Source organism: Paenibacillus sp. S29, from assembly GCF_049319765.1.
GTDB lineage: Bacteria > Bacillota > Bacilli > Paenibacillales > Paenibacillaceae > Paenibacillus > Paenibacillus polymyxa_B.
In genome coordinates, this window is sequence record NZ_JBMOUI010000005.1 from 25218 (window position 1) to 39108 (window position 13891).

General features: G+C 41.7%; 12 protein-coding genes. 5 read left to right on the top strand and 7 right to left on the bottom strand.

Annotation, left to right across the window (positions count from 1 at the left end; translation table 11 throughout):
- Window positions 1–41: 41 nt before the first annotated feature.
- Window positions 42–923 (top strand): carbohydrate ABC transporter permease, encoded by an 882-nt coding sequence (locus tag ACL9RM_RS09905; protein WP_013311404.1) that lies wholly within the window; start codon window positions 42–44, stop codon window positions 921–923.
- Between the two features lie 522 nt (window positions 924–1445).
- Here ACL9RM_RS09905 and ACL9RM_RS09910 read toward each other — a convergent pair.
- From ACL9RM_RS09910 to ACL9RM_RS09940, 7 genes are read right to left on the bottom strand one after another with little or no spacing between them, the layout of a single operon-like run.
- Entirely contained in the window at window positions 1446–1979 is a 534-nt protein-coding gene (locus ACL9RM_RS09910; protein ID WP_250266435.1) for an SMI1/KNR4 family protein, read from the bottom strand.
- Window positions 1980–2008: 29 nt separating this feature from the next.
- Entirely contained in the window at window positions 2009–5137 is a 3129-nt protein-coding gene (locus ACL9RM_RS09915) for an HNH endonuclease (RefSeq protein WP_250266434.1), read from the bottom strand.
- Window positions 5138–5162: 25 nt separating this feature from the next.
- Window positions 5163–5618, bottom strand: a complete 456-nt coding sequence (locus ACL9RM_RS09920; RefSeq protein WP_023989777.1) for a DUF4280 domain-containing protein — start codon at window positions 5616–5618, stop codon at window positions 5163–5165.
- Window positions 5619–5649: 31 nt separating this feature from the next.
- Window positions 5650–6279 (bottom strand): hypothetical protein, encoded by a 630-nt coding sequence (locus ACL9RM_RS09925; protein ID WP_250266433.1) that lies wholly within the window; start codon window positions 6277–6279, stop codon window positions 5650–5652.
- A gap of 12 nt (window positions 6280–6291) precedes the next feature.
- A complete protein-coding gene (locus ACL9RM_RS09930) occupies window positions 6292–6804 on the bottom strand; it encodes an imm11 family protein (protein ID WP_250266432.1) in 513 nt (170 codons plus the stop codon).
- Window positions 6805–6816: 12 nt separating this feature from the next.
- Complete coding sequence (locus ACL9RM_RS09935) at window positions 6817–7920, bottom strand: pentapeptide repeat-containing protein (RefSeq protein ID WP_250266431.1); 1104 nt, start codon at window positions 7918–7920, stop codon at window positions 6817–6819.
- A 20-nt stretch (window positions 7921–7940) separates the two neighbouring features.
- The gene (locus tag ACL9RM_RS09940; protein WP_250266430.1) at window positions 7941–9443 is read right to left on the bottom strand and encodes a hypothetical protein; all 1503 of its coding nucleotides are present in this window, start codon (window positions 9441–9443) and stop codon (window positions 7941–7943) included.
- 280 nt (window positions 9444–9723) lie between these two features.
- Here ACL9RM_RS09940 and ACL9RM_RS09945 point away from each other — a divergent pair, with 280 nt between their 5' ends.
- The 4 genes from ACL9RM_RS09945 to ACL9RM_RS09960 all read left to right on the top strand — a co-directional run bounded on the left by ACL9RM_RS09945 (window position 9724) and on the right by ACL9RM_RS09960 (window position 13745).
- On the top strand, window positions 9724–10686 hold the full coding sequence (locus ACL9RM_RS09945) for a helix-turn-helix transcriptional regulator (protein ID WP_250266429.1): 963 nt from the start codon (window positions 9724–9726) through the stop codon (window positions 10684–10686).
- Window positions 10687–10795: 109 nt separating this feature from the next.
- Window positions 10796–11422 carry a type 1 glutamine amidotransferase family protein gene (locus ACL9RM_RS09950; protein ID WP_235308995.1) on the top strand — a complete coding sequence of 209 codons (627 nt, stop codon included), beginning with the start codon at window positions 10796–10798 and terminating at the stop codon, window positions 11420–11422.
- Window positions 11423–11473: 51 nt separating this feature from the next.
- Window positions 11474–11998, top strand: a complete 525-nt coding sequence (locus ACL9RM_RS09955) for a VOC family protein (RefSeq protein WP_250266428.1) — start codon at window positions 11474–11476, stop codon at window positions 11996–11998.
- Window positions 11999–12620: 622 nt separating this feature from the next.
- On the top strand, window positions 12621–13745 hold the full coding sequence (locus ACL9RM_RS09960) for a serine hydrolase (protein WP_250266427.1): 1125 nt from the start codon (window positions 12621–12623) through the stop codon (window positions 13743–13745).
- The last annotated feature ends 146 nt before the right edge of the window (window positions 13746–13891 follow it).

Consider the following 13891-nt stretch of genomic DNA (forward strand, 5'->3'; position numbering starts at 1 on the left):
TAGATGAGGGTAACAAAGGACAGGAAGAGGGAGGAACGGATATGAAAACCCAGGCAGCCGCCAACTATCCGCTAGGAGTCGCTACCCGCGGCAAAATGTTAACTCGGGTCGGTTATGCCGCTTTGTATATCATTTTAATCATCTTGGCGGTGACGCAGCTTTTACCGCTGGTGTGGCTGATGCTGTTCTCGCTTAAAAATAATCAGGAAGTGTTTAACCTTCCGCCGTTTGCACTCCCGTCCCAGCCGCATTGGGAGAACTATATGAATGTGTGGACCAGCGGCAATATCGGGCGGTATTTTTTCAATAGTGTGTGGATTACGGTCATATCCGTGGCGCTGACGGTGCTGCTAGCCAGCTTTGTAACATTTGCCATTACGCGTATGCGGTGGAAAGGAAGTCAGTTGGTTCTCGGGCTATTTATGGTCGGACTAATGATTCCCGTCCATTCCACCTTGATTCCGTTGTTCAGTATGTTTCTCAAATTGCATTTAACAGACACTTCACTCTCCATCATCCTGTCGTATGTTGCTTTTAATCTACCGACAACGATGATGATCTTGCTGGGCTTCTATTACGCCTTGCCCCGTGAAGTGGAAGAAGCGGCCGTTATGGACGGCTGCTCCGTCAACCGGATGTTCTTCCGAATCGTGCTACCCATGACTACCCCGGTCATGGCAACGACATCTATTATTAACATGATCTATAACTGGAATGAGTTTATTTTCGTCAATACGTTCATCAGCTCGGACGAAAACAAAACACTGACCGTTGGTGTCCAGAACTTTATCGGACAATATACGACCGACTGGGGAGCTATCGGAGCTACGTTGATGATCAGCATTTTGCCCATTTTGCTAGTGTTCCTCATCATGAGTGACCGGATTGTGGAAGGAATCGCGGCAGGATCGGTTAAGGGGTAAAGCAAATATTCCCTGATTAGAAAAGCCCCCCCCTAGTGTAGACATTGGATCAAACCTCTTGGTTTGTCCGATGAATGCTAGGGGGATTTTTTTATGTGAGTCTAGTTTTAGTTGAAGGAAATATATAAATGAAGTGGAAAATCCATAGATTTAAGCTTTTCTGAAAATAAATGATGAGCAAACATGTTGATATTTATGATGCCGACCAATTGCGAATCCATCAGAGATTATGATGTGGTTGGTAACTCTGATAGGGGGATGGCAAGTTATTGTTTTGGTGCAGGGAGATTGGTGGGACTGCTATTTTTTATTTCTTCTTTAAATTGAAAAAGTCCATTCCTCTTATGATTCAAATTGGAATCGACTTTCAAAATTTTAGAGTGACCCATCTTAAAAAAAGAGTAAATGCATTTAATATATATTTAATAATGATTTCTCTAAATAATTCACTCCCCAATCTATATAATTAAGTTCATTTATTTATAGCTATGTTTAGGGCAGTAGCTTCAAAGAGTAATCCTTTTAGTCTCTAGGAGAAATTAATTTAAGAAAAGCTGCGAATGATTCACATACAAAATCTAATGTTTCGTCTTGCCAGTCTTCAAGTGATTTTTCTTCTAATTCCTCTTCGGTTATTTCACTTTCTAAAATTAAATCTTCATGGTTTTGAAACAAAATTTGGGGTTCATTTTTATCTTTCCGAAAATCAAATAAAAATTTATCTCCAGATCCATTAATAGCAAAGGGGAATATATTTTTTGGTAACGCCTCGCTCAAAGTATCATACGCCAGCTCAATTGGAGAAATTACTTCTCCAAGAACTTCTTTTTCTATTAGAGATAATAGTTGTATAGACCATGTTAATTTCCCAGGTACTTTTACAACGCCCGTAATCTCTTCACCATTTTGATCTATTATATAGGGTACCGATCCATCATGATTCAGCACAATTTCTACATACTCTTTAGGAAAGCGGATATTCCATCGCTCCTCAAGACCTCTCAATTTGCTTTCATCTAAATTTATATTATCAGACCATTTTAGCTCATATCCCATTTTAATTCTCCCTTTAATTTATTAGAGGTTTAGTCGCCATTACCCCAAATTTTATTTCCACCAGTATGATTTACTTTACCATGAACATTCTCATCTACCAACTGCATTCTTCCTGTTTCTTGATGGTGATGCCAAGTAAAGCCAGGTATTTTATCATCCCCTTTTATAATGGCACGTATTTGTTTCTTATCATATTTTAATACATCCTCTAAATATGTGTTTAAATCCAAATTTGCTGCTTTTGCCTCCAGTTTTAGCTTTTCAAAGTATAACTTTGTTGAAGCTTGTAAATGGTTAGGACGAGACATATTCAGTAGTTGTTTTGATGTGTGACTCTCTAGTAAGGAAATTTCAAATTTGATATATTTTTTGTCGAATATAGGGAAACCTAATGGATCAAATTCCACGCCTTTATATTTTGCTCCTGCATTGCCTGAATTTAAAACATTAGGACGTTTATACTTAGGGTTGTTAAGATAATTACTTTGAAGATTGTTCACTGATTCTTCTAATTTTTGCACATTAGTATAGCCCCATTTTGTAACATCCACTTTACCATCCCTCGCTTTTTTTAGTAAATCCTCAACACTTTCAAATCCGTTTGGAACTATCCACCTTTTAACTACTTTACCGTTGGAATCAATTCCTTCTCTTAAAGTACCTTTAGTTTTAACTTGTTTAACGACGTCTTTTACATCTTCAGGAATGTAATCGTGTTTCTCCAGCGTTTTAGTGCTCTTACCCGTATACTCTCCTGATTTTAACGCATCAATTTGTTTTTGTCTCTCAGGCGAAATTTTTGCACCGGAACCTTTGGAATGCGGAACGTCAGGACCAGGATCATGAAACCGATAATGACCTCCAGCAGTTTCGAAAATGGGTAACCTTTTAGTTATACGGAAGTTCATCTTTCTTGCTACACTTTGCAAGTAACTCCCTAAGGATTCAAAATTGGTTGGAAAACGGATGGCATTCGTTTTGAATTTTCCATCTCCAACTTTGGCCAGAGCAGAGTCGGCCTTTGCTGAATCTCCGAATAACCCCGGTGTCCCTCCTTTACCGGCTTTCTTTTCTTCAGCTTCCTTGAGTCCCTTAGATAAGGAGGCTTCTTCTTTACCCAACTTACCCAGCTTTCTAACTAACTTTGCGCCGCCTTTGACAAACCCATAAATATCTGCTACACGTTCAACGGCCTTGATACTGTCATATCCTGCGTCGTAACTTTCCTGTTTGGTATCGGTCAATGGATTAGGGAAGAAATTATTCAATTTTCGCTCAATCGGATCGGGTATGCTTTTTATGCCGTCCCACACGGTTTCAAGGTCGTGAACCACATCTTTCTTTGTTTTTTTTCCTTGGAATGAATCGGCAATATAGTCCCAGCCAAACTTTGCACCGCCCTTAATACCCTCGAGCGTCTCATTGCGTTCCAGAAAACCTTTACCAGTGTAATTTCCCGGCATAACGAAAGGAGTCATTACCATGGTTCCCATATCCGCTATGTCGACAACTGAGTCCCATACACCGCCTAAAAACTCTATACCCGCATCCCATTCTCCCTTGAGCGTGGCGCCTACGTTTTCCTTAACGCGTGCTCCGAGCACACTTTGGATTCCCTTTTCAGCGACTTGCTTCTCAAAGTCAGACAAAATCGGTTCTGGGTAGTATTGATGGAGGGAAGCTTTAAGTTGAATCTCAGAGCTGACGCTGTTGACTTCCTGCTCCAAATCCAACGTATCGGTTGTTGTATTCAAGTGTAAGCCGTTGGTTCCTTGCAGCAGGATGCTACCTGCCGAAAGACTAAGACTGCCTGTGACTTGAATTTGTACACGTTGGGTGCTGTTCAGGCTGACACCGTTATGGGTATTCATGGAGATGTATAGTGATCCTTCCTGAGCACTCATCGACAGTTCGGAGTTCCCTAAGGAAATTTCTTTTCCCTGCGGATTCGCAAAGGATTTGACCCCGGGATCGGCTGTTTTACGCTGGTGGCGTACTGCAGGCGATTCGACCACGGCACCTTGAGCTGCGTGAGATGAAGGGACAGCAACGCTGGATGGTTTCGTTCGGACCGATTGTATGACCATCGCATCGTCTTCGTCAGCACTTGGAAAATACAGCTTCACCTGCGCACCTTTTTCCGGCATCAGATACCAAACCTGATTCCCTTCAGCAGAATAGGGGAACCATTGGGCATCCTTGGGATTCTGCTGATCGTCTATATCCAAATGCAATCGAACCTGATTCCGGCTGACATCTAGTATTTTCCCTTCAATAGCGGCGCCAATGATCGTTCGATTATATATTTTGGGAACCTTCAAGCCTTGCGACAGTGCGCATTCATATGACCAGGTCATTAAGCCGCGAATCAACTGTCCTTCACGTTTGGTGATGACGTAGGTTTCGTGATTGCGCTCCACTTCATCTCCCAATTGCAGCATTCGATCCCACTCAAAGGTATACCGAGTATAGTCTGCAATATGGGCAGATCTCCAGCCGTTAGCCTCCTGATCCAGATAGGGAGCAATCTTGCGCTGCAACGAAAAAGGAACCTCTTTCAAATGAATATGCTGTCTGGCTTGCGGAATACCGATCCAAATTTGCGCATGGTGTGAAACGACATTAGGGACGAGAAGGGCTCCCACATGCGAAGCTAGCCGTTTTAAAAAAGTCCAATCGGTCTCTTGATACTGCATCATGAACTGGCCTGTCGCTTTTTTCTCAAAAGCTTCATCAATCTTATCCGAGCCCTTATAATCAGCCAGCACTGCGTCGACGATTTCAACATATTTCTGGTTTATGTGCTGAAAGGAGCGGTTTTTGAGCTGCGTATCTAGTTTAAAACTATGAGAAATGACGTCGAGAGTTACCACGATCTCCTGATGTCTGTGCTCCACATCTACGCAGTACAGTTGTCCCATAAATAAGGGATGCTTCTGGTCTTTGGCATCGGAATACCAGAGTTCGACTTTGTCGTCGCTGCTTGCTTTGGTAATGATTGTATCTGCCTGATCGACTTCTAGACTACCCGTGATCATCAGTCTGGCATGTTCTCCGAGCTCGTGACTCATATGGACGTGACTAAGACGCAGCTTGCCATAGGGCCAAGTGACATGTAAGTGCTGATAGGTAAAGCGGTCTTTCGCTACGATGTTCATCCCTTACTCTCCTTGCTTGATAAAATCAGCCATCTTGTCCGTCATCTGTAATGGAGATAATGCCTCCACCACCCGATCCCGTGCTGTCTGCACCAAAAAAGGAGGATATGGCCTCTTGTACACCTTGACAGCTACACATTAAGGTCGAATTGTTGAGTAGGGCAGGTGCCCCCTCAATCAATACGTCTTCTTTCCCGCCTGTCCACTTGGACCCAAACGCAATCTCCGGTTCACAGGGAAGACCCTGCTTCAATTTACACAATCCAAAAGCATTGATTTTGCTAATATTGGCTCCACAAATGGCATCGTCCACGTTCAGAACGGGCTTATCTTTAATGAAGACACCGTGGCTGTACATCATATTGAGCACACCAGGGTCTGTACCTTGACTGCACTGTAACTTGGCGCCTCTCACCACATAAGAATGTTCTCCGCTGAGTGCACCTTGGGCTAGAGCTTTAATAAGTAAAGGTAAAAACATATAAGTACCTCCTTGAATAAAAGGTATAGAATCAAGAAAGCTCCGACCATGTCGCAGTGTGCAGCATGGCATAGGTTAACGGGACCCAGAGGGAAGCATCCTCCAGCTTAAATTGGCAACTCCCGATCATAGCTTTGCCGCGCCAGGAACGCACAAAGACAATCTGATAATAGGGAGAGGGGGAAACTAGAAAAATAGCTTCATAGCAGCCAATGATGGTATCTTGAATAGAAATAGCCTTTTCATCCACGAGCTTCATACTTGGTTGTGCGCGACTCGTTTGCTCAATCATTTGTTGTTGATAGATTTCTATTTGCGAGGGGGCCAATTCTTGTCTACTTTGGTGCAGACCGAACAGAATTCCACCCAGCTTGTCCTGAACAACGAAGCTTTTCGAAGGATCTACCGTCTGTCCCGCCCGAACTTCTGGAATAAGAGAGTCAGGCAGGGAAATGGTGAGTTGATCTTCAAAGACAGGAAGGGTCTGAAACTGGATCTCCTGTTCATTCGGTAGGGTTAGTGAGCCTTTCGAAATTCCCTCCATCGCTTCTTCAATAGATATCATCATCCAGCCTTCATTGTTTTCCGCTGTACTTAATTGCTCTTTCAATATTTGTTGATGATGCAGTTTCAAAAAAAATTCATCCCAATGCTCCGTCAAGGTTGAACCTCCTTATAAGAGTTCTAGCTTTTGTAGCCGAAAACCACTCAAACTTCGTCGAAGCAAGCTTTCAGCAGCTTCCAAGCTAACGATGAAATAAGGTTCCCTCACGTTGGAGAGTCTGAAAAAATGGTGTCCATTCACCTTATTGCTATCGAGAACAAGTCGCTTTAGGGTTTGATCATGCGGATAAAATTCAGTCTTTTCCGAAATACCATCCACGTAGGGAACAGATGGAATCCAATATAGCTCCTGACGGCTGGGTTCCCGGTTCACGATATACAACTGCTTAAAACGAGCTTGGGTATTGTATAGTTCTAGAATCCGTTTCATAGGATCGGAAAATAGCGGTTGTGAGGGTGAAAACGGTAGCCAGTCCGTGTACTCGGCATCTTCTGTCGCATGAACATCTAAAACCTGAGCCGGAGGCATGCCAACAAATGGCGTTTTAAAAAGGTCTAAATTCATCGGTTTAATGTTTCGGGAAATACGATGATCATCGACCAGCACATAATAATGGCGCATACACATTCCTCCTTATTCCGTCCACACAATAGATTGACGCTGTGCTTCGCTTAGTTTCCAATGCTGTTGGTACTTTCGTGGGACAAGAGTTCCTTGCATCGAAGCCCCCTCAAAATATGCATGTTCAAACGAATGTACATCTGTAAAATCAGCCCCATCCAGGTTGGCGTGTTCAAAACGAAGTCCACATAGCCCCGGCACCCGAACTCCATGTTCCCGATACGGCTGTCCGCTGGCACTATTGAAGTTAGCACCTCTCAAATCGCTATATCTAAAATCCGTATCGGTCAGTAGGCATCCCTGAAAGTTGCCTCCTGCTAGATTCGCTCGTTGCCAGATGCTTCCAATCAATATGCAGCTGTGAAACTGGCTTTCTCGTAAGTCACTGTGACTAAAATCGTTATAGCGCAAATCCTTTTGCATCAGGTGAAGGTGGGGAAGAGAAAGCCGCTTTAGGTTTTCGTAAACATAGGGTTCTTCTTCACTGGAATGTATCAATTGCTCTCTCACATGATCTGCAAGAAGTGCTTCCTGATCTTCGACATATAGATTCTCGCTGATATCCTTGTACTCGCCCGTTCGTATAGCTACACGATCAGCTTTATGAATGGCGAGATACTCAGGCATTTGAACCACTTCTGCCATCCCTAAGCGCAGGAGGGAGTTCACAAACTGGTGAAAAAAAGGAGCGGATTCCAGCATCAGTCGTTCAACGTCCACTGAAGTGATCGTCCCCATATATATTTTTCGTTCCTGCTCCAAGGTTTCCAACATGGTACTCATCGGTGCGTAAGCCCATGATGCGTCATAGGTTAACTTGCAATCGGAATCATCTTCGTACCATTCAGCAGAGTAAGCCTCGACTATATACAGGTAGGATTGCTCCAGCATCTGAGTGCGCAAGAACGAGTAGTGAATATATCCAATGGGTTGTTTTTGACCTTGTTGCTGCATGCTCAGAATGTGTATACACAAATCCCTGAACGATTCTTTGAAGTCGAAGATCAGTTGAGCTTGGTAGCGATGAAACATGGCTTCCAGCATGTCCAACTGAATGTCCAGCAAAGGTGTAAAGTGATGCTCTTTAAAATGGTGTAACGCCGCTTGTTTATCCATCTGCTAGTTCTCACCTTCCGTTAGTTCATCTTAATTTCCGTGCCAGAGAAGGTGGTTTTGTCATCCAGCGTAATCGTGTTGCCTTTACCAGACAGCTCGATTTTTCCGGCGGAAAGCTGGATGTTACCGGAACTCATAACAATATCTGAAGCCGCGCTAATACTCACATTTTTTCCACTTACAATATCAATGCCTGTTTTATCGTTAATGACAATAGACATGCCATTCCCGGAAATAACGATTTGATCCGGAGCGAGCATGATTTCTTTGCCGTATTTGGTTCGCAGCGTCTTAATGGCAGGGTCAGCCATTCGATCTGGGGCAGGAGCTGCTGCGGACAAGGCTGAAGAAGACTTTGATCCGGCAGACAAAGTAGAAGCTGTGGCATGTCCAGAAGTCGCAGAAGATTTTCCCGTGGAAGGCTGCGGTTCTCTTTTAACTGAGCTGATCGCGTACCCTTCTTCTTCCTTATAACTGGGAAAATAGATGCGGATGCTGTCTCCGTCTTCAGGCATGCAATACCAGCCCGTGTTATCCGCAGATGCATAAATGGTAGAGTAGGGAAACCAGTAATCCGTGTTCGGGTCTTGCTGATCGTCCATATCGAGCTGGGCGCGGACTTTGTCCCGACGAACGCTCAGTACCTTGCCATGAATGGAAGCGCCGATAATGGAGCGATTGTAGTCTTTAATTGGACGTAAGCCGCTTCGTGGTGACAGCTTGGCGGTATGGGTCAGCACCCCGTCTTTCATCTCCGTTAGCACCTCAGCTACGATCAACTTATGACCTTGAAAGGTTACTTCATAGCCAGGTTCCAGTAATTTCTCCGTCTCGACCTCATATTGGATAAAATCAGCATCACGTACGCCAGGGATATGGTTCTCTGAGGCGGTTTGAAAATCCGCAACCCGTTTGGTGACCTTATAATTGGTAGATTTAATTTCTCCTTTACTGAGTCCCATAGGCAGGCCAAAATAAAACTTCGGCACTCCATAGCCCACCGCAGGAATGAGCGGAGAGTAGAAGTGGGAGGCCATACGTTTCAGAAATTGCCAATCGGTCTCATCATATTGCATGATAAAGGTGCCGATGGGCTTCTTATGGGACACAACATCCATGGCTTCGGCTTTGGAGTAGTCCGATACAATACTTTCGATCAGACCCGTATAGGTGAGCTTGGGGTTCTGGAAAGAGCGTTGATGCCGCTTAATATCTAACTCGTAGGTATGAGATATGGCTTCGACGGTCAGGTAATGGACCCCATGAACGACTTTTTCCTCCACATCCAAGGCAATGCCTCGAAAAAGGGGCTGTCGATTGCCATTTTTGTCCGTAACAAAAGCTTTGACCTGAGTTTCTTCATCCGAAGCACGTACGTACAGCTCTCGCTTTTTCTCCGAAATGATACCTGTACAGATCATTCGGGCATGGTCATTGACTGTTTTTAAGATTTTAAATTCATGAAGGCGGACGAACTCATAAGGCATGATTTCGATATGACCGTATGTCACGATGTTATCCATAGATCTCTCCTTCTATAGTTGTTTTTGGTAAATGTTATTATGAGATTCCCAGCTAGTAATGTGGTTATTGATAAATCCAGCATATGTATTTATCGGTTAAAAGAGAGATTTAGTTTACAGAATGACCCATTCATTGTGGTATTTACTATGTGTAAATCTGGAATTAGAAGATATGAGAGGGAAGTATAAGGTGGAAAAAAGCATATAATAGGTAGTAAGAGAGAGTATAAAAAGATATTTATAAAAGATTGAACTTTAATGAGAGATGAGGATTCATGTTATGCCAAAAAACGATAATATGCTGGCCATTCTATGGATGCTGAATTCGGGCGTAAAAATGACTGCAAAACAAATATCCGAAAAGTTAGAAATAAATATAAGGACAGTCTATCGGTATATTGATGCACTATGTGCCAGTGGAGTGCCGATAATATCCGACACAGGTCATAATGGCGGGTATAGCTTGCTGAATAATTTTATCAGAGCGCCTCTACTATTTGATATGGAGGAAAAAAAGGCACTCCTTCATGCTGCTATTTTTGCAAAAGAGGCTGGATACCCTTTGAGTGAGGCATTAGACAATGCAACATCAAAATTGAAAATGTATTCGAATCAAGAGCAGGAAAGTATACTTAGCCGTCATTTAGCCGGATTTGAAGTTATTAATCGCATGGGAGACCCTTCTCTTCAGCCGATATTGGCGGAATTGGAGCAAGCTGTAGCCAACGAATTCTCTGTAGAAATGGATTATCGCACAAGCCATGAAGAACAACCCAAGAATAGGGTGATAGACCCCTATGGAATGGTTTACTGGAACAACAAATGGTACACTGTTGCATTTTGTCACCTAAGAAATGAGATCCGTAGCTTTCGGGCAGATCGGATTCTACAAATCAAGCGTACTCCAATCATATTTAAGCGTTCCGAAGCTTTTTCGGCCCGTGAATTTTTTATGCAAAATCTGTTGCCTGATTTAGTAGGCAAGGACGGTTTAATTTCTTTAACTATCGGAGGCAGGTCAGAGGCATTGGATGACTTATGTCTGCATTGGTTTTTGGGGCATCATCTGAAAGAGCGGGTATCCAATCAGGCAATCTTTTTGCTTGAGGAAAAATCACTTCATACATATGTCCCTTATTTACTCCTAACCTACGGGAAGTCCATTCAAGTCATCGAACCACAGAGTTTGAAGAAAAAGCTTGTTACTGTTGCGTCGGAGTTAATGGAATATTATCAACGTTAAAAGCTTCACTGACAGCAGATGTCAGTGAAGCTTTTTTATAATGAGGATAATCATGGATTACCGAGAGTTGGTATCACTTGATAAATTATTAAATAAGGAGAACTTGTGAATGAATAGTACGGTATATCTTTATGTGTTTGACACCATGGCAGACTGGGAGATCGGTTACTTAACTGCCGAACTGAACTCGGGGAGATATTATAAAAAGGGGCTGTTTCCATCCAAAATAGTTACCGTGGGAATAGAAAAGACTCCTGTAACCACAATGGGGGGATTGAAAATCCTGCCTGACATCAAACTGGATGAGTGCAGCATTGAGAGTACGGATATATTGATTTTACCCGGTGGAAATACATGGACAGAAACCATTCATCAACCGATCTTAAAAATTGCTGAAAGATGTTTAGAGGAAGGTATATGGGTGGCGGCGATTTGTGGTGCTACCATGGGACTTGCCCAGATAGGATTGCTGAATTCACGTTGGCATACAAGCAATGACCTGGAATATCTCAAAATGACCTGTCCCACCTACACGGGCGAAAAGTATTACAAAACGGAGTCTGCTGTAACGGATGGAAAACTGATCACTGCATCTGGAACAGCTCCGTTGGAATTTTCCGTACACGTCTTGAAAGCTCTGGGTGTGTTTTCTTCTAAAACATTAGAAGCCTGGTATAGTCTAAATAAGACTCGCGCATCCAAATATTACTATGAGTTGATGAATTCAATCCAATAAAGGTATAAGCACAAAATAGAACTGTTACGATCATTTAAAGGAGGAGTCAAAATGACTGAAAGCAGAGAATATACAGGAGTGTCAGGTAAATATACAAAGAAGGGAACACCCAACGGCTTTACATCTATTACCCCTTTTATTACAGTGAAGAATCCTTCCGAAGCAATAGAGTTCTATAAAACGGTTTTCAATGCAAGGGTTAAGGATATTACTGAATATCCTGATGAGAATGGCAATAAAATAATTGTTCATGCGGAATTAGATTTTGGAAATGGTTTTTTGCAGCTGGGAGCAGCGAATCCGGCATATCAATTGGTTTTGCCGCCAGATGAAGAGAATGCGTGTTATTCTTTCGGAATTTACGTAGTGGATGTTGATCAGGTCATTGAAAATGCGGTAGCAAGAGGAGCAAAAGTAAGGGAACCAGTTACAAACTTTGTTTCAGGTGATCGATTCGGAAGTATATTGGATCCTTGTGGAGTAAGATGGTCTATTATGACCAGGATCGAGGATTTGTCAGAAGAAGAAAGTAGTCGTAGGGTTGCTGAATGGGCTAAAAGCTTTAGTGGAGAATAAATGCAATCACTTTTTTGGTAAAGTGTATTAAAGTGACTATCTGCTGAAATGATGTTAAGGAAAGATTGAATATAGGAAGCATTGGTATTTTGCTCTTCAATGAGGATCTAGTTGATAAATGAAGAGAGGCTCTTCAAGTCTGGTACATAAGGCTTGAAGAGCAATAATAACGATTAATGCATAGCAGAAAAAGTTTGGAAAAGGGGTTCGATTTGAAAATATAAAAAGTTATACCATTTTATAAAGATCAGTTTCCGGAAAATATCAATTACAATTCGAAGAAAAACAAGAAGATTAGGATAAGTAAGCTTTCAACACAAACAAATTCTGGTTTTCTATGATGGTTGGTGTCCTGTTTGTTAATGAATTAGAAAGGTGAATGCATAGTTTCTCAATGAATGATTCCAGTAAAATACAACGTTGAATTGACTCTATTGCACAAATTTGTACAAGAATACCGTATCTTTGGTGGGCGGTTCCCTTTATAATTATTTTCAAAAAAATGGGTATAGGCGGTTATTTGTATGATTATATAGCTTCTAAAAGAAAAGTGATTCCCGTATAGGGAACTGTGACGACTTATGTGAACTTCAGCCTAAGCGTGTCCATTAAGGAGCAAAGTATGAAAATAATTTTATTGTTAGTAGCTATAATTTTAATATTTGTTCTCATATGTATCCTGTTTTTGTTCATTGCGAAGCGCCAAAATAATAAGAAAACAGAAATGGATGTTCTGAGCTTTTTAAAGGAAAATCCGAGTAAAGCATCTTTGTTTATGATCAAAAATGGTATGGAGAAAATCAGCTATAACTCAGAAGTTAAAATGCCGCTTGCCAGCACGGCCAAAGTGATCATTGCTATCGAATTTGCTCGCCAAGTTGTGGCGAAAATATTAGACGAGCAGGAACTTGTTCCTTTAGAGGAATTAAATAAGTTTTATATTCCTGGTTCCGATGGTAACGCTCATCATAACTGGATCAAATCCATTCGCGCAAACCATAAAGAGGTTCAAGGTAAAATTACGTTATTGGATATTACTCATGGTATGTTAGCATATAGTTCCAATGCCAATACAGAATTTCTAATGGCGAAAATGAGTTTGGATAAGATAAATGAGAATATTATGAAGCTCTCACTTTCTTCTCATGATAAAATCTTTCCTTTTTCATCTGCGGGATTCATGTCTCCTTATATCCAAGAGACCGAAAACATAGGCTTTAAAGAGTCGATACAAAAGATAAGTGAGATGAGCTACGAGGAATATATGAAAAAATCTATTGAAATTCATCAGATTTTAAATCGTGATCAGGGGATAGAATGTATTCAGAAATGGAACACCAGGCAGAATTATGTACGAAAGCTTCAAGTGCTGGAATCGCGCAAGCTTCCTCGTTCAACGACTAAAGAATATGCTTATCTCATGAAGCTCATACACAAGGAGGAGTTGGTTCCTTCTACTATAAATCCATATCTAAAAATGCTAATTCAGCGACAAGTGGATAACTCCAAGTTAATAGAGTTCGGAAACAAAGGTGGATCTACCATTTCTGTTCTAACAGAGGCTTTATATTGTACGGATCGAGAAGGAAATGACATTCAACTAGCCCTGTTTATTCAAGATGATTCTGGGGTGGATCATATTTGGCTCAAGCAGAAGATGGATTTGTTTTTTTACAAATTATTAACGGATACTGCATTTCAAGAAGAGGTAAGAAGCAAATTATCATATGATAAGGGAAGAAATTGAATGTTTTTTTTATTTTGTAAAAATGCTGTTGATTCCGCTTATATTTTACTGGATCATGGCTTACTTTCCATTTAAAAACCGTATTTCGTGGTATATACACACTTTGTTTACAAGTGCATATACGTTCATGATTTTATTCATAAATG